This is a genomic window from Methylobacterium sp. ARG-1 (assembly GCF_001262595.1).
GTDB lineage: Bacteria > Pseudomonadota > Alphaproteobacteria > Rhizobiales > Beijerinckiaceae > Methylobacterium > Methylobacterium brachiatum.
Window position 1 is genome coordinate 13,674 of sequence record NZ_LHCD01000044.1, and the last position, 26,970, is coordinate 40,643.

Below are 26,970 nucleotides of genomic sequence, written 5' to 3' on the forward strand. Positions count from 1 at the left end.
TCGCCGCCGCTCCGCCATCCAACCTCAAGCGAGTGGCCGGACTTTCAGAATATTTGATGCTTAATATACGGCTGAAGCCGGGTTGAATAGACACAATATGATACAATATATCTAACTCGAGCGCCCGCACCGAGTTAATCTCTATCGGACTCTTCGGAACGATGCGAGAGACGCTCTTCGAGATGTGTTGCTGCGTCCACATACAACTCATAGCGCCGCAGGAACTTAGCGCGCTTTTCTGGCTTGTTCGTGCCGTCAATTTTTATCTTTGCCTTGTCCGCCTGACCACGCATCTTCTTGGCTAGTTTTTCGAACGCCTCATCGATCTTGGTGCTCACCTTGACGGCTTCCTCATTCGCCGCGTCTTTTCGGTCACGCAAGGACCCAGGGAACTTGCTCTTCATATCCTTGGCCATGAGATGCCTCCGGTCGGTATGATCAGCCTGGGGAACGGCCAAGGTGGCGTAACGATCCGAGATGGCGAACCAATCTTGGGCTCCCCTCCAGACCTCTCGGATTGGCGGTGTCACCGCGGGCTACATGCCCATCAAAGGTCCGGCGCCCGATCCGCAGCAGCTTGGCCGCCTCGTCGGTCGTGAGCAGATCAGGTTCAAGGATAGGATCCTCCCAAAGGGATGGCCAATGCCCCGCACTCCAGCACGTGTGACCCAGGCTGACATCGCACGAGCGATCAGGGCGATGCATGCTGCTGGCTACCCGCACATCTCCATCGTCGTGGCCTCCGGGCGGGTTCTACCGGGCCCTGACGGCCTGCCGGAAGGCGCGCACTTCATCGGGAAGCCATTCAGCGCCAGGATCGTACACCGCCATCTGCAGGAAGTGCTGCCTGACGAGCAAAAGTCGCAGCCGCTCAAACGATAGCCATCTCCTGAAGAGCGTGTTGCCGAGCCGTTGATAGCGCTTGGTCCGTGTGGGGCCTCGCAAAGACGTGACTGGGCCACATGCCGGCCGTTAACCTCGTTCAGAGTGTGGCCATCGTGGAGCGGCTATGGCGGCGCCATGTCAAACCGGCTCATGACGCTCGACCTGTTCGCTACTCTCGATATCGTCGAGACCGATGTTGCCGCCGTGGTGAACGCCTACATGGCCGATCCAACCACCGGCCCTGTCTCGTTCGGCGACGGCTATCGGATCGATCCAGCCGCAGCCGTCGCGGACCATCCCTTCGCCAACACGCTGATTGGCCAGCCATGGGCGAGCGCAGAGCTTCGGCGAGCCGCCGTCCGCGCCGCCATCATGCTCGCGCAGCCGGAGCGACGTTAGACCGGCGACGTGCAGTCAGCCTTCGTCGGAAGCACCGGACACCTCCTGGCGCCGTGAGGTCCAGATGACGCGGCCAGCGTCGTCCCTCAAAGCCGCCCACCCCGAGCGGGAGCCCAAGAGGCGGGAAAACCGAACCTTGGCTTCACAACCGCCCCAGCTTCGGTACAGGCAGAAATCCGCTCGCTGTCGAGCGCGATACCACTCACGCATCCTCGGTGGACCACGCATTGGAGGTGGAACACAGCCATTCCGTAAAAACCTGCGGTGCGTCAGCTTCCCTGAAGACCGTAGCGTAATTGGTCCTTCACCTGTGGCAACGCGTCAATGGCCCACCACCAAATGATCAACCTACCTTGCGGCCTTTGAGTGCGCGTTCGGCCATCGCGCCGGGCTGCCCCAACCCGATCGCCTTGGCCAGGGCGGAGCGCTGCTCGGCGTAGCTCGGAGCGACCATCGGATAGTCCGCTGACAGACCGAAGCGTTCACGGTAGCTCTGCGGGCTAAGGCCGTTGGCGGTCAGATGCCGCTTGAGGGTCTTGTAGGTCTTGCCGTCGATGAAGCTGACGATCCCGTCCTGCTGGACCGACTTGCGGATCTGGGCGGGGCTAGGTCTGGCAACCTCAACGGTCTGCACTGCTGCGTCACGTGCGCCACCAGAAGTCAGCCCCGATACCGCGTCATACACCCTGAGGATGAGATTAGGAAGCTCAGTCGCCGGTACTGAATTGTTCATGACATATGAAGCCACAAGTTCGCTGGTCAAAACGATAAACTTAGGGTCGTACAAAGGATTTTTCTCCGTGGGGAAGTGCATACAATCGCGTACCGTGCTTTCGCCCAATACCTAACACGCTTCATATGCGCAACGAATGGGTCGCCAGACACTATGGTCGTCCGCGTCGCAGCCGATCGATATTGCAGCGAATGCAGCCAACTGGGGCGGCCATAGCGCCGGTTGGACGACTGTCGTTGCGGCGGCAACGATCCGTTAACCATGACGCATCAGGTTGCTCTCAGCGACCGGCTGGGGAGCCGAGCGTCAGCAGAGCAGCACCGCCTTCCAAGTTGATTGGTGCGGCCTCGCCAACGCAGTCGCATCAGGCCCGCTACTGGAACACCAGGGCGGGCCTTGCTCATTCTACGGCAAGCTCTGCCCGTCAGCCTCATGGCATGTGGGCGTTCTCGGCCAAGGGCGTCTAAGGCGGACTGCCGATCTCGGTCACCAAAGCCAGATAACGCGGTCAGTCACCTCATAGATTGCGACCCATAGGGCGACAGCCAGCACAACGGACCCTACGACAAGGGCGCCATGCAGCCTACTACGGTCCATCGGTGATCGGCGGAAGCGAAGCGGACAGTCTTCAATCCACCCCGAGCGGTCATAGGCCCCTGCTTCGTAGACGCCCCCGAAGGAGGCCTTCCCACGGTGCGCCCTAGGCCGCGTACGACCGCGGAACGCCCCGTCGCTCCGTAGCCTGCCCTTATGCGAATGGGCTGACGCCGCCGGTTTTGGCATCCGGGTAGAAGCCGGTGTCCTCAGGATGCTCCCGCACCATTGGTGCACAGGCGTGCAGAGAACATTTTCGATCCTTTGCGAGCGTTTCGGAGCACCCTGAAACACGTCGCCATGGTTCACGTTGCTGCAGGGTGCTTCGGTCTGCTGCGCTTCGAGCAGACGGTCGAGGATCTCTACGCCGTCCGCGCAGCCGGGTTCCTCGGTGGGTCTACGGAACGGCAGACACTTCAGTGCGTGAGGTGTGATACCCCCAAGCTCGTGGCAAATCGCTGGCAAACTCGCTGGCAATGACTGGCACCCTGTGGGCCCTTGTAGCCCTTCGTGGCCGCAGCCTTTCCCCACTGCGCAGATGGGTCAGCTGATGGATGACGGCGTCGCCGGATCCGGTCTCGGCCTGAACGGCGCCGTGGCACGTCGGTGGAGGCACGGCACGACAGGGTACGGTCGGGTCCGGCAAGAGGCGTTAGAAGACGGTCGTGGTACGGTAAGCAGCACGGCAGCAGGAAGGGCATCACACCACACGCACTGAAGGTGCGAGCAGCAGTTGCACTCGGGTGGGCGATCTTGGGGGATGTGAGGATGTCGCCGCTGTTCGTGATGATCCACGGAATGGCATCCTGACCATCGATAGCCTCGGCTGCGGCGTCCAGGGCGGCGTGCAGGGTCGGGAAGCTGCGCATCTCGGCGGCGCGAGTCGGAACATGGCCGGGCTAGAGGGTGAGAGCGGGCCGTGAGCCGGCGCGTTCGGTGACCAGTTCCACCGCGGCGCCGGCAGCACGACAGCAGGCGCTCGTGGTATGTCCAGAAAACGGTCGTTTTCTTTACATGAGCGGAAACTCGCGCCCTTCAACCCTCGCGCGAAGTCCACGACAGCTTAGCACCGTTATGGTAGGACCGCGTTATGGCTGCCGAACATTCACGCCCCAGCACTCAACAAGATCATATGGAAATGACAACAAAGGCCCTTGAGGCGGCAGTCGTTCGCGATGAGCGCTACCGCTTGCTCGTTGAGTCAATCGTTGATTACGCGATTTATATGCTCGACCCGCAGGGCAATGTTGTGAGCTGGAACCGCGGCGCCCAGCGTTTCAAAGGCTATACGGACCAGGAGATCATCGGACAGCATTTCTCGCGCTTCTATACAGAGGAGGACCGGGCCACGAACTTACCAGCGCGAGCCCTGCACATCGCCGCCACAGAGGGCCGCTTCGAGCAGGAGGGCTGGCGGGTTCGCAAAGATAGCACCCTGATGTGGGCGCACGTGCTGATCGACCCGATCCGGAGTGCGGACGGCGAGCTGGTCGGCTACGCCAAGGTCACGCGGGATCTCAGCGAGCGAAAAGCCACCCAGGACGCCCTGCGCCAGAGTGAGCAGCGCTTCCGCCTGCTGGTGCAGGGGGTCCAGGACTACGCCATCTACATGCTTGACCCGCTTGGCCACGTTTCGAGCTGGAACCGCGGCGCAGAGCGCTTCAAGGGCTACACCGACGCCGAGATCATCGGCGAGCATTTCTCCCGGTTCTACACGGACGAGGACCGCGCGACAGAGTTGCCGGCGCGTGCCCTGCGGACAGCGTCGACCGAGGGCCGCTTCGAGGCCGAGGGCTGGCGCATGCGTAAGGACGGTACGCGGTTCTGGGCGCACGTCATCATCGATGCCATCCGCGGCGACCATGGCGAGCTGGTCGGCTTCGCCAAAATCACGCGCGACGTGACCGAGCGGCGGCAGGCGCAGCAGGCACTGGAGGAAACCCGGGCCCGCTTCATCCAGTCCCAGAAGATGGAAGCCATCGGGCAGCTCACCGGCGGTGTGGCGCACGACTTCAACAACCTGCTCGCCGTCGTGCTCGGCAACCTGAGCCTCGCCCGGAAGCGGCTGCCGGCGGATCCCAAACTCCGGCAGCTGATCGAGAACTCCGTTCAGGCGGCTGAGCGCGGCGCGACGCTGACCAAGCGCATGCTCGCCTTTGCCCGGCGCCAGGAACTGACCACCGACCCCATCGATGTGCCCGAACTCGTGCGCGGCATGGCCGAGCTGCTGCAGCGCTCGATCGGCTCGACCATTCCAGTCAGCACACAGTTTCCGCTGCAGCTGCCGCTGGCGTGCGCGGATGCGAGCCAGCTGGAGCTGGCGCTGCTGAACCTGACCGTGAACGCCCGTGACGCCATGCCGGAGGGTGGCGCGATCACGATCGCCGCGCGTGAGGCGCAGGCGGCGACCAATGACATCCCCGGACTGGCACCCGGCAGCTACGTCTGCCTGTCGGTGACCGACACGGGTGAGGGCATGGACGAGCAGACACTCGCCCGGGCGGCCGAGCCGTTCTTTACGACCAAGGGCGTCGGCAAGGGCACGGGACTGGGTCTCTCGATGGTGCATGGCTTTGCTGAGCAGTCGGGCGGCCGACTGATCCTCAGGAGCATTAAAGGCCAGGGCACGACCGCAGAGCTGTGGCTGCCGGAAGCCCCGGCTGGCAGTTTGAGAGACGAGGCGACTGACACAGGCCCGTCGCTGCCCCACCTCAAGGCGCTGACGGTATTGGTGGTCGATGATGACCCGCTGGTGCTGGCGAACACGGCAGCCATGCTGGAGGACCTCGGCCATGCTGTGCTTGAGGCCACCTCCGCCACCCAGGCGCTGCGGGTCCTGCGCCGGGGGGAGAGCATCGATCTCGTGATCACGGATCAGATGATGCCCGGCATGACCGGTGCGCAGCTGATTGACGCGCTCCGGGCGGAGCACGCCACCGTACCAGTGATCCTGGCCAGCGGTTATGCCGAGCTGCCCGAAGTCGGGCTGGCGGATGTAGTGCGCCTGGCCAAGCCGTTCGAGCAGGCGGATCTCGCCCGCGCGCTGATGATGAGCCTGCGTCCTGAGGCGGAGGTGGTGCAGTTCCGCCCGAAGGTGGGGTGAACTGCTGCTGCAGGGCTGAGGCACACAGCACTGCTTGTCGAGCAGAATGGCTGGGCCGACGCGCCAACTCCGTGCGCGGCATGCATGGCAACAAAATGCCCGTTGTGGTGTTCTCCCTTTATCCCAACAGCTGTATCAGGAGCGTGCCCGTTTCGGGCGCGACATCGCATTTTATGGCTGAGACCCACAACACCAGCGCGGAGCGCTCCCACCTCGACGTCTGGGATCGTTCGGCCCGTGAACAGTTCGCTGCCCGCCTGGGCATAAGCGATGAGAAGCTGCGTCAGGCGATCCGCATGGTTGGCTCACGCATCGCGACCCTGTCCTCTTACCTCAAGGTCTGACGTCGGCCTGACCGACCAAACAAGAAAAAGGGCGCCGCAGGGCGCCCTTTTCGTGTCAGCAGGCCGCTGGGGCTTGGCTCAGGCGGCCTTGCGCCCGCCCTTGCCCTTGGTGGCACCTTCGTCGGTGCTCTCCTCGGAACCCTCAACGTTGATGCGCTCGGCGATCTGCGAGAGGAGCTGGTCGGTCTTCTTCTCCTCCTGCAGCGTCTCATCGAGCAGCTTGGCCGCGTCCCCGTAGCCGAGCTGGCTGGCCCAGGTCTTCAAGGTACCGTAACGGGCGATCTCGTAGTGCTCGACCGCCTGCGCACAGCCGGCCAGCACGGCATCGGCGGCCGGGCTGTCGCCGAAGTCCTCCAGGTCCTCCTCCATCTCGGAGGTCAGGCCCTGCATGGCCTCGCAGGTCTTGGCACGCGCCGGCTTGCCGATGATCTCGAACACCTGCTGCAGGCGCTCGACCTGGACGGCGCTCTCCTCGGCGTGGGTCTCGAACGCCTGCTTCAATTCCTCATGCTCGGCGGCCTTGGCCGACTTTTTCAGCGCACGCACCGACTGCTTCTCAGCGTAGTACACGTCCTTGAGGGTCTCGTAGAACGCGTCCTGCAAGGTTTTCTGCTTGGTGGCCATATCTTCCCATCTCCCGATTGTTGATCATTCGAGGCAGCGGGAGTGATCTCACCGACGGCCAGCGTGGGGAAAACGTGGCTTTGCGCAGCAGGGTCCCAACATAATTCTGGTGAATGTCGAAAAATTCCGGGAACCAGCGAGCTCCAGCTCAGGCTGCGCGCAGCTCGCGCAGGATCTGCTGCACCAGCGTGGCCGAGTAGGGTTTATCGATGAACCGCGCCTTTTCCGGCAGGTCGCCGGGCTCTGGCCGCGTCGCGCCCGAGCAGACGATGATGGTGATCTCGGGCCAGCGCCCGGCCACCTCTCGGGCCAGGTCGAAGCCGCTGAGATCGCCGGGCATGTTCACGTCGGTGAACAGCAGGTCGACGCCGTCCCGTTCTTCCAGGAAGCGTAAGGCGTCGTCGGCGGTGGTTACTTCCAGCACCGTGAACCCGGCATCCGTGAGCGTGTCGGCGGCCTCCATCCGGAGCAGAAACTCATCCTCGGCAACCAGGGCAACGACAGGCGACGACACAGCAGGCGAACTCATGCAATCCTAAGCCGGAAGCCACAGGGAAGGTTTCAGCGTGGCCGGATACAAACCCCCGGCCCCGGATCCGGCCGCTACGCCGCCAGCTCGCCGCGCTGCTCCTGCATCGCGGCGAGCGTCGCCTCCAGTCGGCAGACCACGCCCGTGGGCGCATAGGTGAGCTTGACCTCGCCACCGACCTCTGCCGCAAAGCTGCGCTCGATCAGACGCGAGCCGAACCCGCGACGGGCTGGTTGAGTGAGGATTGGCGGCCCGCCCTGTTCAGTCCAGGTCAGGCAGAACCGGGGCGCCGCGTCGTCGTGAACCACGTGCCAGCGCAGCTCGACCACGCCGCTCTCGTTTGAGAGCGCGCCGTATTTGGCGGCGTTGGTCGCGAGCTCGTGCAGCGCCAACGCCAGCGAGAGTGCGGGCTTGGCCGCCAGCAGCACGTTGGGGCCGCTGATCCGGATGCGTGAGGCATCATGGCGGTGCACACCGAGCGCGCCCTCGATCACCTCTGCGATCGGCGCGGCGGTCCAGCTGGCCTGGGTCAGAATGTCGTGCGCTTTGCCCAGCGCGATCAGACGGGCCTGGAAGGCTTCGCGCGCTTCCTGCAGCGAGGTCGCGTTGCGCAGGGTCTGGTTGGCGATCGCCTGGATCATCGCCAGGGTGTTCTTCACCCGGTGCTGCAGTTCGCCCGTGAGCAGGCGCTGGTGTTCCTCGGCACGCTTGCGCTCGGTGATGTCGAGCATCGCGCCGATCATTCGGACTGCCTGGCCTTGGCCATTCCGGATGACATAGCCGCGGTCGAGAATGTAGGCGTAGGAGCCGTCGGCGCGCAGGAAGCGGTACTCGTCGACCCAATGCTCGCTGCCGCCATCGATCACGGCGTAGATGCTGGCCTTGATGCGCTCGCGGTCATCCGGATGGATGTGCGACTTCCACCAGGCGCCGCTCGGCCCGACCTCGTCAGCGGCATAGCCGAACAGGGTCTGCACCGCCTCGTTCCAGCGGATATGATCGCTGGCCAGGTTCCAGTCCCAGATCGCGTCGTTGGTGGCGCGTGAGGCCATCCGATAGCGCTCTTCGGTCTCGCGCAGGTCCTGCTCGGCCTGCCGGCTCGCAGTGACGTCACGCACGGTGCCGATGAAGCGCACCGCCTTGCCCTGCGCGAAGAACGTCTGTCCCTTGGCCGCAACCCAGCGCTCGATGCCGTCCTGCAGGCCGATGGTGCGGTAGACGATGTCGTAAACGCCGTTGCCGGCCGGATCGAGGACAGCCTTGACCGCTTTATCCACCCAGCTCCGATCGTCCGGGTGCAGGCCGGCCAGGAACACGTCGTAGGACACCGGCGCGTCCGGCGGCAGCCCGAACAGGGCACAGACCCGTGCATCCCAGCCGAGATCGCCGGTAACCAGGTCGTAGTCGAAGATGCCGATGTCCGTGGCCTCCACCGCCAGGCGCAGCTGGTCCTGCGCCTTCTGCAGGGCTTGTTCGGCATGCCTGCGGTCGTGGATGTCGCTGTTGCTGCCCAGCCAGCCGATGACCTTGCCTGCCTCGTCGCGCAGGGGCTCGGCGCGGATCAGAAACCAGCGGTAGACGCCATCGATGCGCCTGAGCCGGGCTTCGGTGTCGTAGAGGACCTCACGGGTGCGTGCATCCTCCCAGACCTCCAGCAGGCCGGGCAGATCGTCCGGATGGATCACCTCACCCCAGCCCAGCGGCAAGGCCTGCTCCGGCGTCTGGCCAGTGTACTCGTACCAGCGGTCGTTCAGGTAGCTGAGACTGCCGTCCGGATTGCCGAACCAGATGATCGCCGGCGAGAGATCGGTCAGGGCGGCGAAACGGGTTTCAGCCTGCTTGCGCTCATGGATGTCGAGCGAGGCGCCGATCCAGCTGCGGACCGCTCCATTGGGGTCGCGCACCGGCCGGGCCCGCGACAGGAACCAGCGGTACTGCCCGTCGGCCCGGCGCAGCGGGAACTCGACTTCGTAGGCCTCACCAGTGCGGGCCGCCGCCAGCCAGGCGCTCTGCGTTGCCGCCCGATAGTCCGGATGGATCACGCCCATCCAGCTCGCCTCGCCGGTCTCACCAGGAGGCAGACCCGTATAGTCGTACCAGTAAGCGTTGCAGTAGGTGACGTTGCCCGCTGCGTCGCCGAACCAGACCACCTGCGGGCTGACCTCGACAAGCGAGCGGAAGCGCAGCTCGCTGTCCTGCAGAGAGGCGGCATCGTCCTGCTGCTGGGTGCGGTCACGCAGGATCTTGAGGAAGCCCTGGATCTCGCCGTTTTCGGCCTTGAGCGGCATCATCTCGCCGCTGGCCCAGAACCGCGTGCCGTTCTTGCGGACATGCCAGCGCTCGTCCGGCGCGCTGCCCCGCTCCAGAGCAGTGCCCATCTCGATCTCGGGCTGGTTGATCGCCTGGTCTTCGGGTGTGAAGAACCGGTGGGTCAGCTCCCCCAGCATCTCCGCCTCACGCCAGCCGAGGATCTGCTCGGCGCCGGTGTTCCAGCGGGTCACCCGCCCGCTGCGATCCATCGCGATGATCGCGTAGTCCGTCGCGCTCTCCAGGATCCGGCCCTGCAGCACCCGTTCGGCCTGCTGCACGCGGGCAGCGCGACGCAGCTCCAGCTGCGCCATGGTTTGGCGCGCTAGGCGCTGGAGGCTGGCCTGCTGGCGTTCCGTAAGCCCACGGGGCTGTGTGTCGAGCACACAGACCGTGCCGATCGGCTGCCCGTCGTCGGTCTTGAGCAGGGCACCGGCATAGAAGCGCAAACCTGGCTCGCCGGTCACCAGGGGGTTACCCTCGAACCGCGGGTCCTTGGTCGCGTCCGGGACGTAGAGGAAGTCGCTCTGCAGGATGGCCTGGCGGCAGAACGACGTTTCCAGCGGGGTTTCGCGCACGCCGAGGCCAACCTCGGCCTTGAAGAACTGCCGGCCGTCCCCGATGAAGTTCACCACCGCGATCGGCGTGCAGCAGATCTCAGCGGCCAGCGCCGCAACGTCATCGAAGCCTTGTTCGCGCGGCGTGTCGAGGATGCCGTAACTGTCGAGCGCCTGCAGGCGCGCACCTTCGTCCTTCAGGGACTTGGCCTGCTTCATGACAGGGTCACGTCCGCGGAGGGTGTTATGTTCCATCGCGTCCTGCCGCATCAAACGGCCTGACACATCGGAGTTTTCTCGGCGGGCTGAGGCCGTAGTGACACCAGCGTGCCGCCGGCGTTGTAGACGGCGCCCAACACGGCCTCGAAGTGCCGCTTGACCGCGCCGTGGCACTCGCACGTGGCCTCTTCCATTGCCGGGCGGCTCACGATGATGATGCGCCCGCGGCGGACCTGGATCAGCCCCTGCTGCTGCAGGGTGCGGAGCGCGCGCGACAGGTAGGAGCGCTGCACGCCTAACAGCTCGGCCAGCACCTCATGGGTGATCGGCAGGACGTTGGTGCCGAGCCGGTCCTGCAGGCTCAGCAGCCAGCGGGCGCAGCGGGCCTCGATCGTGTGGCTGGCGTTGCAGGCCACCGACTGTAGCACCTGCGCGAGCAGGCAGTCGGAGTAGCGGGTGATCAGGTTGCGCAGCCCCGGTGAGGTCTGCTTGATCTGCTGCAGCACCGGCGCCTCGATGCGCAGCACGGCGCCGGGGACCTGCACGACCGCGCGGCTGAATGCTGGCAGCGAGCCCTGGCTGACCACGCCGCCGATCGCGCCCTCACGGCCGACCGTGGCGGTCTCGACCGCGCGGCCGTCGGTCAAACCGATAACGAGGGCGGCCACGCACTGGCCGAGCGGGAAGGCGATGTAACTGACGTCCTCGCCTGCCTCGAACAGCGCCTCGCCGCGCGCGTACTCCTTCAGCTCCAGGTGGGATTTGATCAGGGCCTGATCGGGCAGGCGCAGGGCGCTGAGCAGGAGGTTGCCGCTGAGCAGTGCGTCGATGTCGGGGAGCATGGGGATTAGCGGCGGGTCAGTCCTGATCGTCTTGGGCACAATCTTTATCGCAACGCTTACGCCCCTGTCTGGCCACTAGTGCTCAGATGCCCGAAAGAGTGGCGCGTTTCATCGGCTTGGCTATCCTAGAAGGGCACACGCCCTAACCCATGCAACCTTTTGCGGCTGCAGGTTTTCTAGGTTCGTGTCCGTTTGCGTCCCTGAGCCCGCACGTTGTGATGCCCCGTTATTTCATCGACTATGAGGACGGCCAGGTTGGTCTGCGCGATGAGGAGGGCACCTGCTACGCAGATCTGCACGCCGCCAGGGACGCCGCGATCGCGGCGTTGCCGGACATCGGGCGCGAGCCACCGCCCGCGGATGGGCAACGTGCGTTCAAAGCCTACGTGCGCGATGAGGCCGGCACGGTGCTGTGCACCGTGACGCTCAATCTGGCAGCCGAGTGCCATCCTGAGCGCTAGGCTTTGTGCTGGACGTCTTCATGCAGGACCGCTCAGCCGTCCGGATAAGCGCGCTGAAGCAGGGCGAGCCTGGCCCGCTTCTTCATACCTCGGATCCGGTACTGACGGCCAACGTGGCGCATGTCTTCGGCGATCGCCCGGTGACCGTCTTGCTCGGTCCAGTACGCGGCTTCGGCCAACTCGCGGGCATAGCCTTCATCCTTGATGATGCCCTCGATCGTGAGGTCCATCACCTGCCTAACTTCCTCGCGCATCGGTTGCCTGGTCTCTGGGACTACCCTTCAGGTAGTGAGGCTTGGCGGGGTCGCAAGCCGCGCCCGGACGCCCACACGTCAGGTTTTCGGCAGCGTCATCGCACCTGGGCAGGACCGCTCCGGGGGACCTCAGCCCGCGTGGCTGATGGCGCTCATCAGATCGCGCTGACGATAGGGCTTTTGCACGAACTGCCCGTGGTCAGGGACCTCGTCGTTACTCAGGCCCTGACGCCCAGAGGTCAGGACTAGACGGATGCGCGGCCAGCGCTCAGCGACGCGCGTGGCAAGGGCGAGCCCATCCATGCTCCCTGGCATGTTCACGTCGGTGAACAGCACACCGATGTCGCTACGGCTTTCCAGGATCGGCCAGGCCTCATCGGCGGTGGCCACCTCCAGCACCGTAAATCCCTCGTCCTGCAGGATGTCGACGGCGACCATGCGGACGAAGCCTTCATCTTCGACAACCAGCACGACATTCGGAACGACCGGCGGGTGAGGGCTCATATCCTTCTAACATGGGTTGTAAGGGCTGGGTTTCAGCGTGGCGGTACGCGAAAAGCTACGCCATGGCGTAGAGGACCACAGCCCCGGCCAAAACCGTCAAACCGTCCTGTGGCGTGCCGAATAGGAGCAGGGCTGTGGCGTGCGCGTGAGTTCCGGCTCGGATTTATGAGAGAGAGAAACCCCGATCAGCCGGGGGCAGCTCGGCCTTTCACAACGCTTGAATTATGAGAGGTGTCCGGCACCGGTGCGGCCGTCTGCCCCTTCGTCCGGATAAGCCAAGCTGTTAAGACCCTTGCCCAAAGGGATGGAAACATTCAATGTTGGATGTGCTGACTATTTCATATGCCGACGCCCTTTCTCTGTGCGAGCGTAGAGAAAGTGATTTATTTGATCGTAAAGCCGCGAAGATTGACGGCAGGAAGATTGTCTAAAATCGTCCGCAGCCTCGCCAAGTACAAAGATGCGCCGAACAAGGACCTAGGCGAAGGCTTAAACACCGCCTTTGACAAAATGAAGGATTAGAAGCTTAAAAGCCCGACCCTGGTTGAAGATGGCAATTGTGTTGTCGTGACAATTCCTCACACGCCCCTGGCATCGCCTGAGGTATTGGTGATGGAGTATCTCCATAAACACCCGGAAATACAAAATAATCAGGCGCGTGAGATCACGGGCATCAAATCTGAAAACCAGATGAAAGACGTGTTTTACAGGCTCCGGGACAAAGGCTTGATCCAAAGGATTGAAGGCCGAAAAGGCAACGCTGCCGCTTGGCAGCTTGCACCGGTGCCGCCGCAGGCTTGAACCGAGTTCAGTTCCAGGCTGCCGCATAAAGGACCCCGGCCCCGGCCGCGATCCCGGCCGCGAGCAAAAGCGGGTATAGGTGCAGCTCGTCGCCCATCTGGGTCAGCGGCCGGTAATCGAGATGCGGGGGCCGCATCTCCGGCACCCGGGCTGGCAGGCGGCGCATCCTCAGTGGGGAAAAGTTATTTTTCTGTTCCCGGATCAGGGGGTTCCCCCCACAACCAGCGGATGATTTTTCCGCCGTGGTCGTGCAACCCTCCACGTTTCGCGCCATTCACCCCTGAGATGTTAACGCAAATCAATTGGGCTGAAGCGATGCAGGAAGGGCATCCTTCAGTATGGGAGCTGGATGCAGCAGATCGAGAACGTTGTCTCATGCGGCATGGACGGTGCCGACAACCCCCTCCTGAACGCCGTGGCCTACGGCCTGGCGCAGTTGCTGCCCATCGAGCAGTGTGAGGATTGGCCCCAACCCTTGTTGGAGTTGCTGGCGCGGCTCGAATACCCGGACGTCGAGGAGCCCACACCCACGCCGCTGGTGGTCGTGGTCGGTCATTGTCCGACCATGTCCGAGCAGGCGGCGACGCTTTTACGCGCAAGTGAGCTGGACGTCGTCTGCTGCGATACGGGCGAGCAGGCCCTGAGCGCCTTGGAGCAGCGTGCCAGCGAGGTTGCGCTGGTCGTCGCCGATCAGCAGCTGGCCGGTCCGCTGGACGGGTTTGGCCTCGCCCAGGCGCTTCGTCGGTCCGGAATGGGGATCCCGGTGATCCTGGCGACGGCGGGCCGGCCGCAGTCCACCCTTCCACCCGCGGTCACGACGCTACCCAAGCCTTGGCTGCCGCTCGCGCTGCTGGTTGAGACCCACCGGGCGGTGCAGGTGCCCTCCCGTCTGAGCCACTGACCGCACACCGGGCCAAAAGAACCAAGCCGCATCTTTTCTATCGCTTGGAGAGACCTCAGTCCTCCTTGTCGCCGCGATGGACGCCCTTATCGCGGTTTTCCTTCAGGCGGCCGTCGTCGGAATGCTCGACTGTACCCTGGTTCGGCTTGTCCGGGTTCTTGCCGTTGGTGCGATGATTATCAGTATTCGATGCTTGGGACTGCTGCTTACTCTCGGTCATCGGCTCTCATTCTGAGTGATCGCACGCTCTTGGCGTTGCGTGTTCCGACAACGGGAGGGGTCAGCAGGCAGTTCCAGAAATTAAATTCTGTTGGCTTTTCAACTGTGCGAACTTTTGCTAGGCTAGACGCCTCATTTACGCCACCTGTGCCGTCCGGTCGGCAGATAAGTCTTTGCGCTCTCATCAAAAGTCCGCAGCGCGCGTCTCACAGGTCCGGATTGGTCCGGCTGGAGAACCGATCGCGTGCGGTGAACCGGTCCGAGGGCAGGCCGGTGACCGGCCGGCGGTAGATCCGCTCGGCCAGGTAGCCGTGCTCAATCTCGATCTGCGCCTCGTCGAGGTCGACGTACCAGGTGCGGCGCGTCGGGCTCCAGCGGTAGCGCCGCGCCTTCAGGAGGTCTTTCAGCTCCTTCGGTGCGCCCTCGGCCCAGAGCCGCACGGTGGGCTTTCTGGCGGTCTCCAGCAGGGCGGCGAGCGCCAGCGTACCGGAGAGCTGCAGCGGCCGGGCGAGCAGCGCCAGCAGGGCGTGGCAGTCGTCGATCGCCCGGTGCCCGCGATGGAAGAACCCGCAGTCGGTCAGCAGGTAGCCAAGTTTCATGCCCTCGTGGCCCTCGGCGCGCCACGGGATCTGGTGGCAGCTGCAGCCCCAGTTCTTGTCGCGGAACACCGGCCAGCGCGGTTCGCACATCTGCCGGTCGAAGCTGGCATTGTGGGCGATGATCACCGCAGCGTCGGCGGCGATCCGCGCCACTGCGGCATCGTCGATCTTCTGCCCGGCGACATCGGCATCGCTGATGCCGGTCAGCCGGGTGATCTCCGGCGGGATCGGTTTGCTGGGCTGGTGCAACTGGTTGAGGGTGTCGAGCAGGCGGTAGATCCGCCCGCTGGCGCCGTACTCGAACTTGAGGATCCCGAGCTCGATCACCTCGTCGGTGGCGAAGTCGGTGCCGGTGGTTTCCACGTCGACGACCAGGCCGATAAACGTCGGCTCGTCGGGGGCCTCCGGATGATCCGCCAGCGGCTCCAGCCGGCGCAGCACGCGGTAGTCACCCGTGCCTTCAAGCACGGCGGCGATGCTGTCGAGGGGCTGGCTCACGTGTCTGACGATCCCGGCTTGGTTCTCCCTGGCTCGGGCACCTCTGCCGGCGAGCTCTCGCCAAAAGCTTAACCTTGGATGCGACGAGCTGGCCAGCAGGATCGCGCGCGCTGTCCACAGCGGCCCTGGAACCCCGCAACAGCCTGGCCGTTGACCCGGCAGATTGTAGCTGTTCTAATTCGCAACAGCGGGCGGGACAGCCGCCTACCAGCCTTGGGAGCCACAGATGGCCAATGCGAAGTGTGAGACCTGCCGCTTCTTCGACGAGCACAAGGGCAACGGCGCCGTCGCGCAGAACGATGCCGGCCTGTGCCGCTTCAACCCGCCCGTCAGCCAGCCCGCGCCGGAAGCCAAGGGCCTCTGGCCGGTGGTGGCGAGCGCGGACTGGTGCGGCCACTACACCCCTGATATGACCGCCGCCGAGTAAGGCGCAGCGTCGCGGATGCGACGAAGGGGCCAGCCGGGAGGCTGGCCCTTTTTTGTGCCCAGCGGTCAGAAGGTAGGGACAACCGCCTCGGCGGTGCGCGGCAGGATCATCAGGATCACGTTTTCGCCGGCAGCCAGATGCGGCCGCGCCTCTGGCGCGAGCCTTCATGGCACGCTGCGCGTGCGGGGGCCTCATTACCGTCCCCCGTACCCCCGCTAGGATTTTCTCGAAGGGATCAGTTTTCTGTGTCAGCATACCCCTACGGTACAGCCAGGGATGGCGATGACCGTGAAGGGATCGGCGGCCATCGCGGCAACGGGGTGGCTGTCACCGTTTACGGCATACGGTAAACCGCATGCGGCGGACCTGCCGCGGGCCGGCGGCGTTATGACCGAATGCCTGACCCTTTTGACCTCAAGCGATTCGTCAACGCGCAGCACGGCACCTATGACCAGGCGCTGCAGGAGCTGTCAGCGGGTCACAAGCGCAGCCACTGGATGTGGTTTATCTTTCCGCAGCTCGCCGGCCTTGGATCCAGCGCGATGGCGGAGCGCTATGCGCTCAGGTCTCTCGACGAGGCGCGCGCCTACCTCCAGCACCCGGTGCTGAGTGAGCGCCTGCAGGTCTGCACCACCGCGGTCAACGGGGTGGCTGGCCGGACCGCGCAACAGGTGTTCGGCGCCCCCGACGATCTGAAATTCCGTTCGAGCATGACGCTGTTTGCGCTGGCCGCTCCGGACCGGCCTGGGTTCCGGCAGGCCTTGGAGCGATATTACGGGGGCGGGCAGGATCGGCGTACCCTTTCCCTGCTCGCTCTTAACTGACCTTCCGCCGTATACCGTAAGCCGTTTACCACAAACCGTAAGCCGCGCGGCACGAATCGACTAGCCGGAAAGCCAACCCCAAATTGGCTGCCAGCTCCGATTTCTGCGGGAACACCGGCCCCAAATTGCCCGGATTTTTGGGCCGAACGGCCGCACTAGCCTCGGGTTCACCTCAGCCACGGGGCCGATCAAGTGTCTGGTTGAGGGCCTGAACGGTCACGGGAAAGCCAGCCTCAGATTTGTCGTGGCCGCGCCGCGGGCCGAGCCCAACTGACGGATCGGCACCCCCTCGCCTACGGGATTCGCAGCCGCTTCACGACTGCATCATCACCCCACCGCGCTCAGCGCGGTGACAAAGCCTCTCAGGAGGGCTGTGAGCAGGTTTCGGCGCCTCTGCCGTCACGCTGTCGGTTCTGCCGCCCCAAACGCTTCCTGAGACCGCTCAGGTGGATTTTGCCACTCACACACTCGGGGAGCCTATCTTTGGTCGCCGTTAGGCGACCACCATCTGTAATCGAGCCGCCGGAGGCGGCTTCCGCATTGGGTGGGGGAGCGGGTTTTCGCGCAGCGAAAAGGGGTGGGGGGTGTGCCTGTTCAGACGGATCCGGAGATGCACAGCCTGTCCACGGGCTTATCCAAGGGCCAGATTCTGTGGAGTTTCTCCACAGGCCTGCGTCTCTTTAGGTCTCTTTAAGATATCTATATAAGAAGTCTTTATGAAAATTCCTTTTTATTGGCAGTGGGTTAGTACCTAAATTTGGGGCCAGGATTCCAGTAATTTGGGGCCGGACTTCCCGAATTTGGGGCCGGACTTCCCTAAATTTGGGGCTGCACTTCCGGTGGCACCCCGTGTTATCCACAGCCCTAAGGCGGCGCTTGTGAGCGCGCGCCAACGGCGGATTTCTGCCGAAATTTGGGGCCGCCGTTCCCGCACGGGCGTTTGGCCCTCTTCCGGCACGCGAGCACCTCCGAACAGGGCACTGGAATGCCGTTCTGGGCCTGAATTTGGGGCCGACTTTCCGATGTGCGGCAAGCAAACACAGGCACTTAGTGGGCAACCCTCTTGCCGTGGTATGACCGGCCGCACTACCTGCTGGACCAATTTTGGGGCTGGCTTTCCGGTTCGCCTTTAATGATTGCAAGGGTTTAGCGGCACGCACCAGCACGTAGCCTGCCAGCGGCCGGTGCGCAGTCTGTCCGCAATTTGGGGCTGCACTTCCGGACGGCAGCAAGGGAATTCAGACGCTTAGGCGGTCAACTGTGCCGCCGCCTGCCCGGCGGCCTTCGCCAGATCCATTTCCAGCTGGGTTGGCGCGGCGTGGGTGTAGTGGTAGCGGCGCGACTTCTTCCAGCCGGAGCCGGTAATCTCCTCGCGCCACTCCTTCAGGCCACCGGCGGCGACCATATCGTTGAAGGCCTGCCGGCAGTCCTTGCGGAACTGGGCGCGGGTCGCGCTGGTCTCCTTGTCCGACCACAGATCCCGGCCGGCGAGCTGTGCCAAGCGCTCCTCATCGATCCAGGCGAAGGCCGGCTGGCTGTCGATGAACGGCCAGAACGTCTTGGCGTGATCGCCCTTGAGGCGGAACTGCACGTCGGCGTTGATGCTGACCAGGTGCGCCTTCTCGATCATCTGCAGCACGCTCGGGCCATAGCGGACCGTGACGCTGCTATCGAGCTGGGCGCCTTCCCAGCTGACCTCGGTGATCAGCGGCGCGGCGCTGCCTCGGCTGTCGGGCAGGGCGCCGGTCGAACGGGTTTTCTTGATCTTGTCGAGCTCGTCGAGGGAGCGGCCCTCGTGGATCAGCACGCTGACCTGCTGAATCTCCTGGAACACGTGCACCAGGCTCAGGAGGTTGTTCACGTGCTCGGTGCGGCCCATCACGCGGATCAGCTCGCGCCAGCTTGTCCGCGTCTCGTAGTAGGTCCGCATGGGCGGAATGAACGTGCCCGGCCGGTAGTCCGGGTTGGGCATGGAGACCTTTTCGCGCTTCAGGCGAAACAGGGCGTAGATTGCATCCCGGTGCTGGCTGCCCAGCTCGCGCCCCCTCACCTCGACGACCGAGTAGCCCGGCACCTCGTAGACGCGGGTGAAATTGCTGTCGGTGATCAGGTTGACCTTGCGCGGCACGAAGGCCGAGGTCCGCGCCAGACGGTCCGGCATCACGGCCGGGTTGCGTCGGCCGCGCCGGTTCTTGAGCGTCCGCTCGCGGCGCGCGAGGCGCTGCTGTTCTTCAGGCGTGAGCGGGCGTCCGGTGGTCATGGCTGCGACTCAAGCTAGGGCATGACGGGAACAGTGGCACCAAAATTCGGGAACAGCAGCCCCAAATTTCTGCTCACTGTTGCAGCAGCCTGTCGGCACCCCGGACGGTTTACGGCTTACGGTTTACCGCAAGCCGCATGCCGCCTCTTACTTATCGGAAAACTCCGCGAGCGACGGCTGGCCGTACTTGGCCAGGACCATGTCGAGGCCTTCGCGCAGGTAGCTGTTCAGGTCGCGGTCGTGCTCGATGCACATTAGGCGCAGGCGCTTGCTGGCGGCCGGCGGCACGTAGACCGTGAGCTTGGCCTCCTGCGGCTTACCCGGACGGGCAGCCGAGGCGGACGGGTGCTGCACGACCTCGGCGGTGTCCTGGGCAACGGGCTGGCTGTGACCGCCGAGGGCGATTTCAAGCGACGCGGGTTTCTTGGCCATGCTGTTTTCCTTCCATGCGGTTGAGCGCCCACTGCAGCAGCTCGCGCACTTCGGCGGCGGCCTTGCTGGTGGTGTCGCGTTCGGTGACCCCCTGCCCTGTCGCCAGCGCGTCCATGTGGTCGGCGCGCATCGCGAGCGGTGTGTTCGCCACCGCCCCGGACAGCTGCAGGACGCGGAACGCGTCGCCGGTGCGGATCGAGCGGCCCGGCGGGCACTGGTTGAGGACGTAGGAGAACGGTTTGCCGAGGCGGGTGATGCTGCGCACGGTCGGCGCGGCAGCCTCGATATCGGCGATGCTCGGTCGGGCCGGGATCAGGCACAGGTTGGCGACCTGGATCGCCGCGGTGGCGGCCGGGGTGTCGACGCCGGGCGTGTCGATGATGACGAGCTGGACCCCCTGCTTCTTGAGGAGCCCCATGGCGGCCTCGAGCTGGCCGGCCTGGAGGGCGTTGACCTCCGGGCCGCCGGTCCCCTCCCGCCGCTCGTACCAGTTCTTGGCGGTGCCCTGCGGGTCGAGATCGATGATCGAGGTTTTGATCCCCCGTTCCTCGGCCGCAACGGCCAAGGAGACGGCCAGGCTGCTTTTTCCAGTGCCGCCCTTCTGGGTGACAAATGCGATGACGTTCATGGCGGCATCCTTTCGGGGGCGAGCCTAAACGGCAAGCGGTTAACAGCAAGCTGCACACGGTATGCGGCAAGCGGTGTGCCCTATGCGGCACACGGCAAGCGGCATGCCGTTTACGGCAAAGCCAGGAGCGATGCCAGCTGCTCAGCCTCCGTTGATGCGGGGAGCGGTTCCACATCTCAACGACCACCACCAGTTACCGCAAACGGCATACGGTAAGGCTGTTTGAACAGGGGCCTGCTGGCTGGAGCAGCGATATTCGATGCAGGGGGCGCGACCGCCGCAGTTGCGGCGTACCGCATACCGTAAGCGGCAACCCTACTCGTACTCGATCCCGGCCTGGGTGACGAAGTTGTTCCAGAGCCATTCGGCAGCCTGCTCCGGCGTGACCTTCTCGTCTCGGGAGCGTCCCAGCCCGTCGATCATGGCGTTCAGGAACAGGTTGTAGTCGTCCGCTTCGACGCTCATCCAGCCGTTCGACGTGCCGGCCTCGGCATGCGGCTGGTAGACGAAGGACAGGTCACCGACATGCATGCGACCGCCGCGGGCGTGGCGGACCGTGATGTGTGCCTCGCCGTTGCGCATCAGGGCGCGGTTGACCACCGTGCAGGTGAATGCGGTCGGCCCCATCGACTCGAACCGTGCGCGGATCTGGCCGCTGGCCTCGTGCAGCTCGGCGCAGGCCTTCTGAAAATAGGTCTGGATTGTCCGAAACGCCTGCTCGGCATACTCGGCCTTCTGGATCGCGTCGAACTGCTGTTTGACCCGCACGCGGCGGGCGGTGCCGGGCACCATCGTGCCGCCCACTTCGGCCGCAGCCTCCGGCCCGGGGGAGGGGGATGCGGTTAGGGCGCGGCGGATCCCCTCGACGGCATTGAGGTAGGCGGTGTTCTCGTTGGTCCATTCGGACACCGGCTTGCCGTCCTTGGGCAGGACCAGGATCTCGCTGAACGGCGAGTTGAGCCAGTCGCACGGTTCGAGGATCACGGCCACGATGCGCAGGCGGCCCTCCGCCTGCAGCTGCAGCGCCCGCTGGAATTCCTTTTCGTAGCAGTAGTTGGAGTTCAGGTAGTCCGGGCTGACCAGCGCGATGAAAAGGCTGCTCTGCTCCAGCCCCGCGCTGATCGTCTGCCCGACGTTGTCGCCGGGGATGATTGCGTGATCCGACCAGGCCTGCAGGCGGCCGTCCCGGCGGAGCATGGCCAGATGCTTGTGCAGGCGCTCCAGGTGTTTGTCGTCGGCGTGGGCGTAGGAGATGAAGGCGTTGTTCGGCATCGGGGACAGCGCCTCCAGGCGTGATCGGGTTGCGCTGCTCTCCGATGCGGCGGCCTTGGCAGCTCAGCAGACCAATGGCCAGGCCAGGCGTTCGTTCCGTTTTTGTTCAACGTCGCCGTTTGCGGTGACCGGCTTACCGTAAACCGTGAACGGCATGCGGTAACTTAGCCGTTTTGGCAGAAACCTGCCGTTCTGGCGGGCAGCCGCAGGGACTCGCTAAGCCGCTCCGGTGTACCGAAGAGCCAGCAGCCTGTCAGAGCGGGCTTGATTGGTAACATATACGGTACTATAGTGAATGGAGATCAGGGAGTTTCTGGACGCCCGCGGAGGGAGCCCGTTCGCCAGCTGGTTCGATGATCTGGACGCCCAGGCGGCGGCCAAGGTCACGGTGGCGCTGACGCGGATGGAGCGCGGCAATCTCTCGAACGCCAAGGCGGTCGGGGGAGGGGTCCAGGAGTTCCGGATCGACTGGGGTCCCGGCTACCGGCTGTATTTCGGCCGGGATGGGGACACGCTGATCATCCTGCTGTGTGGCGGCACCAAGCGCCGGCAGCAGGACGACATCGCCGAGGCGCAGGCGCACTGGGCGGAGTACAAACGACGCAAGAAGGAGGAGGGGTGATGGCCCTGACCCGCAGCTTCAAGGACACCGTGAAGGCGCGCGCCGAGCGCGACCCGGCGTTCCGCGACGCCCTGCTCACCGAGGCGGTCGACCAGTTCCTGGCCGGCGACCTCGACACGGGCAAAGCGGTCCTCCGCGACTACATCAATGCGACGATCGGCTTTGAGCGCCTGGCGGCGGAGACCGGCAGCTCATCCAAGAGCCTGATGCGCATGCTCAGCCCGACCGGCAATCCCACAGCCAGCAACCTGTTCAGCGTGCTGAGCACGGTGCAGAAGGCGGCTGGTGTCCAACTCGAAGTTGCGACCGCCCGTTAAAGAGCCAACTAGAATAGTAGAGCGGGTATGGCAGCGAACCAGTTCGAGCGGCACGGCAGAGCCCGCGCCAAGCTCAAGCAGATCTTTGCGATCCCTGAGCGGGTCAGCGTCATTCACTATTCCTGTGAGAGCTTTTACGATCTTCCAGACGGACGATCGCCCCGCATCACATCAATAGCAGTTCGCAAGCTGGACAACGCCCAGACTGAGTCGTTCTCTATTCATCAGATCGCAGAGATCAGGGGCGTCAGCCTCAAAAGCGCCGACATCGAGCCCTCGTACAACGAGTATGAGAAGCTTATGCTCAATGAATTCTTCGAGTTTATGCGCAACAACACAGAGCGCACGTTCGTGCACTGGAACATGCGCGACAAAAATTACGGGTTTCGCGCGATCGAACATCGCTACAAAGTCCTGGGCGGTAACCCTATCGTCCTACCCGACGATCGGAAACTCGATCTGTCGCGGCTTCTAATCGATCTGTATGGCGTGGCCTACATTGGCCACCCGCGTCTTGAGACCTTGCTGGAGAAGAACAGCATCGAAGCTCTGGATTTTATGACAGGCGCGCAGGAAGCAGAGGCTTTTAATCAGGGCAAATACGTTGATTTGCATCGCTCAACGCTGCGCAAGGTAGATGTGTTCTGCAACTTGGCACAGCGCGCGTTCGATAAGACCCTAAAGGTCAACACTAGTTGGAAAGAGACCCATGGACTATCGTTACGAACGCTACTCTACCTCGCCAAAAAGCACTGGATCTACACCACCCTGATCGTGTTGGGTGGTGCAGGAGGTGCCTTAGGGGGGATCTATAAGGGTTATACAGCTTTGATGGCTGCGCTTGGCTATAGCTGAGGGGCACAAGCTCGGGTCGGGCGCCCGCGTTAGGCGGGTCGGCGGCGGCTGAACGTTCCGAAAACCTTCCGATCCCATTCATTGACATCAGTCGGGATATTGAGCTGTCCCAGATCCACGCCCGTTGATGGCGTAGACGTATAACCTCCGCTCACGTTGGCGGCAGCCAAGGCCGCATTGGCGTAAGAGCCAAGATTTTCCTCACCAAACATGACCTTGTAGCGGCCACCGGGCTCGGGAATGAGACCGACCACACCATGGTGGGTCTGGAACTGATAGTAATGGATCTGCCAATCTTCGTTCATATACAGCTCTTTCCTCTTTACGGTTTACGGCAAACGGTAAGCCGCAAACGGCCCTTTGTGCAAGGGTAGAGCTTGTCTCAGTACCGAAACGGGTAGGGGCCAAGGAACAGGTCGCCCAGCGCTTTGCGAACCCGATAGGTGAACCAGCGCTGGCGCTGGTGTTCCTCTCGGTCGTGCAGGATGTGGCAACGCTGGCAGAGCGCCTTGAGGTTGGCCGGCGCGTTATTGCCCGGGTCGTGATCCAGGTGGGCACAGGCCAAATACACCCGGGTAGTATGATGTTCGGTGCTGGCCGGCAGGGCTTCAGGGGGCGCCAACTTCAGCTTGCGGCCCTTGCCGCTGCGCCACGTCCGCGCAACGTCGTCCCACCAGCGCCCGTCGCCCAGATGGCAGATCAGCTGGCCGTGCGGCCGGCCGCAGCCTTCGCAGCAGCCCTTGGCCCGCTCGAAGCGGATCACTTGCGAGAGCTGCACCCAGTCGATCGGGTAGAAAAAGCGGTTTTCCGGACGGATCGGCATGGTCGTTCGACTCCTACCACGCCATCTTGGCCTGCCGGGGAACACGGATGGTCTCCGGCATCGCACCAGTTGACCCCGCAACCAGATGTACCACCGTGGCCGGCATACTTTTGGCAACCTCATTGAGACGAACCTGCACCTCTCGGGTCCCGGCACTCATCGAGATGCCTTCGCTGGCGAGTTCGTCGAGAAGCGCTTGAAGATCCCGATTGACCTCCAGCTTCTGGGTCGGGCTGTAGCAGTCGTTGATATCGCCGTAGTCTTGAAAATATTCTTGGAGACCAGCTAACGCCTCCTCCGCTGCGTCGCTCAATTCGCCAAACCGGCTGTGCTGCCATGCTGTGGCAAGTTCGGCGATCTCCCGGAGCGCGCGGCCAGTCTTCACTGGTGTGATGCTGACAGGCAGCGTGTCTCGCTCTAGCCGCTCTTGTTCAGCCTTAAGCCGCTCCAGGTTTGGCATCGGCCAGGGCTTGTTGAAGGCGTCGATGTCTTCCCAGTCCAAGGCCCGGGCAAGGGCCCGTCGGGTATCCACACTGCTGGGTTCACCCCCTTCGACACGCTGAACCGTCCTTACGGTGATGCCGGCCAACTCAGCCAGCGTCTCCTGCGTCCATCCCCGACCTTCACGCCACGTGACGATGACCTGGCCTAACTCCTCGTTGGTCAGGCGACGTGACTCAAAGATGCTCTCACTGTTTGTCATGTTTGGTGCTCCCTCTTTGCAGAAGGACCGTGCGTGAGGTGCCCGTTTAGGGCCACGACAGCACCACGACAGCGAAACGCCAGGGAAGGACAGAAGGTCATGTCTTCCCCTATGCTACCGCTTGGCTGCGCGTCCGCGCCTGCGGGAAGTAGGTGTAGAAGGTCATGCGGCTGACCCCGAGGCGCTTGGCAATCTCGGCGATCGAGATGTTGCCGGCCGCGAGCAGGGCACGCCCCACCTCCAGATCCCCCTCTGACAACGCTTTGCGCCGGCCGCCCTTGCGACCGCGGGCAACGGCGGCCTTGAGGCCTTCCATCGTCCGCTCACGGTTAAGGTCGAGAAAATACTCGGCCATGGCGCCGTGCATCTGCAGGGCGAAGCGGCCGTGGGCGGTGGCGCTGTCAAAAGACTCGGTCAAGCTGCGGAAGTGGATCTCTTTCAGGCGCAGCCCGTCGATCGTGCGCATCATCTCGACGAGGGAGCGGCCGAGCCGGTCGAGCTTCCAGACCACCAGCACATCGATCGGACGCAGATAGGCGAGGGCGGCCTCGAACTCGGGCCGCTTGGTGCCGGCCTTGCCGCTCTTTTTCTCCTCGAAAATCTTTTCGCAGCCGGCCTTCAGCAGGGCATCGCGCTGCAGGTCCAGGTTCTGGTCGAGAGTGGACACACGCGCGTAGCCGACAAGCATGTCAGGATAGTCCCACAACGACGTTTTTCTTACAATAGTTTTCCTGACATATTTTCCTTACACAAACAGGGCCGTTTTAAGGTGCAGGGGAGGGGTCCGGCCAACATGTAAGGAAAACGATCGTTTTTCGTACACAACCGATCGCGCTACCTACCGTTGCGTTCTAATAGGGTTTGCTGAATGAAACGGTTACGCTGGAACATGACCGCTTCCGACCCGAAGCCGACATCGTGAGTGGGTACCAAACGTCAGTTTTCGACTACTGGATCTCAGAGCGGCAAGTTAAGCTGGGCGATACCCTGGCATCAGTGTCCAGATGTGCCCTTGCCATAGCGCTGTCATGGATTTTGAGTTTTGTCCCACAGCACGAGGTGAGCGGTTCAGAAGCGGGTTGTCCGAGACGTGGTGTGGGTCAAAGGGCTGGCCGTTTTTGGGGCTGGCCTGGTGCTGGCTGGGCAGGCAGCAAACGCACAAGACCTTCTCGCGCCTCTGTCCGAGGTCGCTCGTATCGCGTCGGAAACACCCTTCCTCCTGAACCCACGCGGTGCCGGTGGCGATCCACAGACATCGGTGGCCCAGCCAGACACCTCAGCCAAGCCATCCGCCAATCTGACCACCTCAATCCAAGATCCGCTCGGTCCCTACGGTGATCCTGGTGGGGTGCGCAGTTTCCTGCTGCAGAAGGGCATCAGTTACAGTCTGACCTACATCGGCGAGAGCTTCGGCAACGTGACGGGTGGTTCACGCCGCGGCGGTGTTGCTGAGGGCCGCCTCGACGTTCAGTTCGACGCCGACCTCGACAAGCTGCTCGGCTGGCAGGGTGCCATCATCCACTCCAACCTCTACCAGATCCACGGCACCGGCATCTCGCGCTACTTCGTCAACAACTTCATCACCGTCAGCGCCATTGAAGCGCTGCCGTCCTCTCGCCTTTACGAGCTTTGGTTCGAGCAGCGGCTGTTCGACGATCAGCTCAGCATCCGCGTCGGCCAGCTTGCCAGCGATACCGAGTTTGCCGTCAGCCAGACCGGTACGCTGTTCATCAACTCGACCTTCGGCTGGCCCAACATCATGGCCGTCATCCTGCCGAGCGGCGGCCCCATCTACCCGCTCGCTACGCCGGGCATCCGAGCCAAGTACGTGCCAAATAGAAACTTTTCGCTGCAGGTCGGCGTGTTCAACGGTGATCCGGCCGGCGCGGCGCGGGGGGACAACAACCCCGATCCGCAACGGCGAAACCGCACGGGTACGAACTTTCGCATCAACGACCCGGCCCTGGTCATCGCGGAGGCGGCCTACGCCTACGGTTTGGAGGCACACGACGACATCGAACCCGGGACCGTGACGCTGGGCGGCTGGTACCATTTCGGTCGCTTCAACAGCCAGAGCCGTGATCAATCAGGTCGGTCACTCTCGGACGTTGACAGCATTGGAATTGGGCGGCGTTTCCGCGGCGACAGCGGCATCTACGCGATGATCGACCAGACGGTGTACCGCGAGCCGGACGACCCGAACGACGGCGCCTCCGTGTTCATGCGCGTGTCTTCCTCGCCCACCGACCGCAACCTGCTCGACTTCTACTTCGATGCGGGGATCGGCTACAAAGGCCTGCTGCCAGGCCGATCCGACGACACGGTCGGCGTGGCGTTCGCCCTGTCACGGATCTCGCGCAGTACACGACAGTTCGACACTGATGCGATTTTCCTGACCGGTGTACCGGGTCCTCGACGCAGCAGCGAGGCCGTG

At 63.5% G+C, this 26,970-nt stretch carries 31 protein-coding genes; 12 read left to right on the forward strand and 19 right to left on the reverse strand.

Annotated elements, in window-relative coordinates; translation table 11 throughout:
- Positions 1-134: 134 nt before the first annotated feature.
- The gene (locus tag AKJ13_RS26975; protein ID WP_050736086.1) at positions 135-416 is read right to left on the reverse strand and encodes a hypothetical protein; all 282 of its coding nucleotides are present in this window, start codon (positions 414-416) and stop codon (positions 135-137) included.
- Positions 417-1,035: 619 nt separating this feature from the next.
- Here AKJ13_RS26975 and AKJ13_RS26985 point away from each other — a divergent pair.
- Entirely contained in the window at positions 1,036-1,284 is a 249-nt protein-coding gene (locus tag AKJ13_RS26985) for a hypothetical protein (RefSeq protein WP_050736088.1), read from the forward strand.
- Between the two features lie 343 nt (positions 1,285-1,627).
- On the opposite strand, the gene AKJ13_RS26990 is transcribed toward AKJ13_RS26985, so the two are convergent.
- Positions 1,628-2,098 carry a MucR family transcriptional regulator gene (locus AKJ13_RS26990; protein WP_050736089.1) on the reverse strand — a complete coding sequence of 157 codons (471 nt, stop codon included), beginning with the start codon at positions 2,096-2,098 and terminating at the stop codon, positions 1,628-1,630.
- A 1,645-nt stretch (positions 2,099-3,743) separates the two neighbouring features.
- On the opposite strand from AKJ13_RS26990, the gene AKJ13_RS26995 reads away from it, so the two are divergent.
- Positions 3,744-5,714, forward strand: coding sequence for a PAS domain-containing sensor histidine kinase (locus AKJ13_RS26995; RefSeq protein ID WP_200905714.1), 1,971 nt, complete (start codon positions 3,744-3,746; stop codon positions 5,712-5,714).
- Positions 5,715-5,794: 80 nt separating this feature from the next.
- Complete coding sequence (locus AKJ13_RS32920) at positions 5,795-6,058, forward strand: DUF3606 domain-containing protein (RefSeq protein WP_244471755.1); 264 nt, start codon at positions 5,795-5,797, stop codon at positions 6,056-6,058.
- A 78-nt stretch (positions 6,059-6,136) separates the two neighbouring features.
- Here the strand turns inward: AKJ13_RS32920 and AKJ13_RS27000 are convergent, their stop codons facing one another.
- The 4 genes from AKJ13_RS27000 to AKJ13_RS27015 all read right to left on the reverse strand — a co-directional run bounded on the left by AKJ13_RS27000 (position 6,137) and on the right by AKJ13_RS27015 (position 11,136).
- Positions 6,137-6,682 (reverse strand): ferritin-like domain-containing protein, encoded by a 546-nt coding sequence (locus AKJ13_RS27000; RefSeq protein ID WP_050736091.1) that lies wholly within the window; start codon positions 6,680-6,682, stop codon positions 6,137-6,139.
- 148 nt (positions 6,683-6,830) lie between these two features.
- Entirely contained in the window at positions 6,831-7,211 is a 381-nt protein-coding gene (locus tag AKJ13_RS27005) for a response regulator (RefSeq protein WP_050736092.1), read from the reverse strand.
- Positions 7,212-7,285: 74 nt separating this feature from the next.
- Positions 7,286-10,294 carry a PAS domain S-box protein gene (locus AKJ13_RS27010; RefSeq protein ID WP_082317159.1) on the reverse strand — a complete coding sequence of 1,003 codons (3,009 nt, stop codon included), beginning with the start codon at positions 10,292-10,294 and terminating at the stop codon, positions 7,286-7,288.
- Positions 10,295-10,344: 50 nt separating this feature from the next.
- Positions 10,345-11,136 (reverse strand): helix-turn-helix domain-containing protein, encoded by a 792-nt coding sequence (locus tag AKJ13_RS27015; protein ID WP_050736094.1) that lies wholly within the window; start codon positions 11,134-11,136, stop codon positions 10,345-10,347.
- 218 nt (positions 11,137-11,354) lie between these two features.
- On the opposite strand from AKJ13_RS27015, the gene AKJ13_RS27020 reads away from it, so the two are divergent.
- Positions 11,355-11,597, forward strand: a complete 243-nt coding sequence (locus tag AKJ13_RS27020; protein ID WP_050736095.1) for a hypothetical protein — start codon at positions 11,355-11,357, stop codon at positions 11,595-11,597.
- A 32-nt stretch (positions 11,598-11,629) separates the two neighbouring features.
- On the opposite strand, the gene AKJ13_RS27025 is transcribed toward AKJ13_RS27020, so the two are convergent.
- Together AKJ13_RS27025 and AKJ13_RS27030 are read right to left on the reverse strand one after the other, a co-directional pair.
- Positions 11,630-11,827, reverse strand: a complete 198-nt coding sequence (locus AKJ13_RS27025) for a hypothetical protein (RefSeq protein ID WP_144426407.1) — start codon at positions 11,825-11,827, stop codon at positions 11,630-11,632.
- A 153-nt stretch (positions 11,828-11,980) separates the two neighbouring features.
- Positions 11,981-12,355 carry a response regulator gene (locus AKJ13_RS27030; RefSeq protein ID WP_050736097.1) on the reverse strand — a complete coding sequence of 125 codons (375 nt, stop codon included), beginning with the start codon at positions 12,353-12,355 and terminating at the stop codon, positions 11,981-11,983.
- Positions 12,356-12,964: 609 nt separating this feature from the next.
- Here AKJ13_RS27030 and AKJ13_RS32925 point away from each other — a divergent pair.
- The gene (locus AKJ13_RS32925; protein ID WP_244471757.1) at positions 12,965-13,156 is read left to right on the forward strand and encodes a hypothetical protein; all 192 of its coding nucleotides are present in this window, start codon (positions 12,965-12,967) and stop codon (positions 13,154-13,156) included.
- 7 nt (positions 13,157-13,163) lie between these two features.
- Here AKJ13_RS32925 and AKJ13_RS32010 read toward each other — a convergent pair whose 3' ends face one another.
- Positions 13,164-13,322, reverse strand: a complete 159-nt coding sequence (locus AKJ13_RS32010; RefSeq protein WP_160320633.1) for a hypothetical protein — start codon at positions 13,320-13,322, stop codon at positions 13,164-13,166.
- 183 nt (positions 13,323-13,505) lie between these two features.
- Here AKJ13_RS32010 and AKJ13_RS30980 point away from each other — a divergent pair, with 183 nt between their 5' ends.
- Positions 13,506-14,057 carry a response regulator gene (locus AKJ13_RS30980; RefSeq protein ID WP_050736098.1) on the forward strand — a complete coding sequence of 184 codons (552 nt, stop codon included), beginning with the start codon at positions 13,506-13,508 and terminating at the stop codon, positions 14,055-14,057.
- A 55-nt stretch (positions 14,058-14,112) separates the two neighbouring features.
- Here the strand turns inward: AKJ13_RS30980 and AKJ13_RS32015 are convergent, their stop codons facing one another.
- The gene (locus AKJ13_RS32015) at positions 14,113-14,277 is read right to left on the reverse strand and encodes a hypothetical protein (protein ID WP_160320634.1); all 165 of its coding nucleotides are present in this window, start codon (positions 14,275-14,277) and stop codon (positions 14,113-14,115) included.
- A 205-nt stretch (positions 14,278-14,482) separates the two neighbouring features.
- Positions 14,483-15,373, reverse strand: a complete 891-nt coding sequence (locus AKJ13_RS27040) for a 3'-5' exonuclease (RefSeq protein ID WP_050736099.1) — start codon at positions 15,371-15,373, stop codon at positions 14,483-14,485.
- Between the two features lie 226 nt (positions 15,374-15,599).
- Between AKJ13_RS27040 and AKJ13_RS27045 the strand changes: the two genes are divergently transcribed.
- Entirely contained in the window at positions 15,600-15,800 is a 201-nt protein-coding gene (locus tag AKJ13_RS27045; RefSeq protein ID WP_050736100.1) for a hypothetical protein, read from the forward strand.
- Positions 15,801-16,195: 395 nt separating this feature from the next.
- The gene (locus AKJ13_RS27050) at positions 16,196-16,624 is read left to right on the forward strand and encodes a DUF1810 domain-containing protein (protein WP_050736101.1); all 429 of its coding nucleotides are present in this window, start codon (positions 16,196-16,198) and stop codon (positions 16,622-16,624) included.
- A gap of 1,246 nt (positions 16,625-17,870) precedes the next feature.
- Here the strand turns inward: AKJ13_RS27050 and AKJ13_RS27055 are convergent.
- From AKJ13_RS27055 to AKJ13_RS27070, 4 genes are all read right to left on the reverse strand, one after another.
- Positions 17,871-18,884 carry a hypothetical protein gene (locus AKJ13_RS27055; RefSeq protein ID WP_050736102.1) on the reverse strand — a complete coding sequence of 338 codons (1,014 nt, stop codon included), beginning with the start codon at positions 18,882-18,884 and terminating at the stop codon, positions 17,871-17,873.
- A gap of 147 nt (positions 18,885-19,031) precedes the next feature.
- Complete coding sequence (locus tag AKJ13_RS27060; RefSeq protein WP_050736103.1) at positions 19,032-19,316, reverse strand: ribbon-helix-helix domain-containing protein; 285 nt, start codon at positions 19,314-19,316, stop codon at positions 19,032-19,034.
- Complete coding sequence (locus AKJ13_RS27065) at positions 19,291-19,944, reverse strand: ParA family protein (protein WP_050736104.1); 654 nt, start codon at positions 19,942-19,944, stop codon at positions 19,291-19,293. The genes AKJ13_RS27060 and AKJ13_RS27065 overlap by 26 nt, the downstream gene beginning before the upstream one ends.
- Positions 19,945-20,259: 315 nt before the next feature.
- Positions 20,260-21,216, reverse strand: coding sequence for a toll/interleukin-1 receptor domain-containing protein (locus tag AKJ13_RS27070; RefSeq protein WP_050736105.1), 957 nt, complete (start codon positions 21,214-21,216; stop codon positions 20,260-20,262).
- Positions 21,217-21,511: 295 nt separating this feature from the next.
- On the opposite strand from AKJ13_RS27070, the gene AKJ13_RS27075 reads away from it, so the two are divergent.
- Genes AKJ13_RS27075 through AKJ13_RS27085 form a run of 3 tightly spaced genes read left to right on the forward strand, consistent with a single transcriptional unit; the run spans position 21,512 to position 23,010 of the window.
- On the forward strand, positions 21,512-21,838 hold the full coding sequence (locus AKJ13_RS27075; RefSeq protein ID WP_050736106.1) for a type II toxin-antitoxin system RelE/ParE family toxin: 327 nt from the start codon (positions 21,512-21,514) through the stop codon (positions 21,836-21,838).
- Positions 21,838-22,155 (forward strand): transcriptional regulator, encoded by a 318-nt coding sequence (locus tag AKJ13_RS27080; protein WP_050736107.1) that lies wholly within the window; start codon positions 21,838-21,840, stop codon positions 22,153-22,155. Before AKJ13_RS27075 ends, AKJ13_RS27080 begins: the two co-directional genes overlap by 1 nt.
- 27 nt (positions 22,156-22,182) lie before the next feature.
- Positions 22,183-23,010, forward strand: coding sequence for a hypothetical protein (locus tag AKJ13_RS27085; protein WP_050736108.1), 828 nt, complete (start codon positions 22,183-22,185; stop codon positions 23,008-23,010).
- A gap of 29 nt (positions 23,011-23,039) precedes the next feature.
- On the opposite strand, the gene AKJ13_RS31675 is transcribed toward AKJ13_RS27085, so the two are convergent.
- The 4 genes from AKJ13_RS31675 to AKJ13_RS27100 form a co-directional block, all read right to left on the reverse strand.
- Entirely contained in the window at positions 23,040-23,315 is a 276-nt protein-coding gene (locus tag AKJ13_RS31675) for a hypothetical protein (RefSeq protein WP_144426408.1), read from the reverse strand.
- Positions 23,316-23,392: 77 nt separating this feature from the next.
- Positions 23,393-23,833 (reverse strand): hypothetical protein, encoded by a 441-nt coding sequence (locus AKJ13_RS27090; protein ID WP_050736109.1) that lies wholly within the window; start codon positions 23,831-23,833, stop codon positions 23,393-23,395.
- 13 nt (positions 23,834-23,846) lie between these two features.
- Positions 23,847-24,536 carry a helix-turn-helix domain-containing protein gene (locus AKJ13_RS27095; protein ID WP_050736110.1) on the reverse strand — a complete coding sequence of 230 codons (690 nt, stop codon included), beginning with the start codon at positions 24,534-24,536 and terminating at the stop codon, positions 23,847-23,849.
- A 109-nt stretch (positions 24,537-24,645) separates the two neighbouring features.
- Entirely contained in the window at positions 24,646-25,224 is a 579-nt protein-coding gene (locus AKJ13_RS27100; RefSeq protein WP_050736111.1) for a recombinase family protein, read from the reverse strand.
- 402 nt (positions 25,225-25,626) lie between these two features.
- Here AKJ13_RS27100 and AKJ13_RS27105 point away from each other — a divergent pair.
- A partial coding sequence (locus AKJ13_RS27105) for a carbohydrate porin (protein WP_244471758.1) occupies positions 25,627-26,970 on the forward strand: 1,344 nt, incomplete at its 3' end.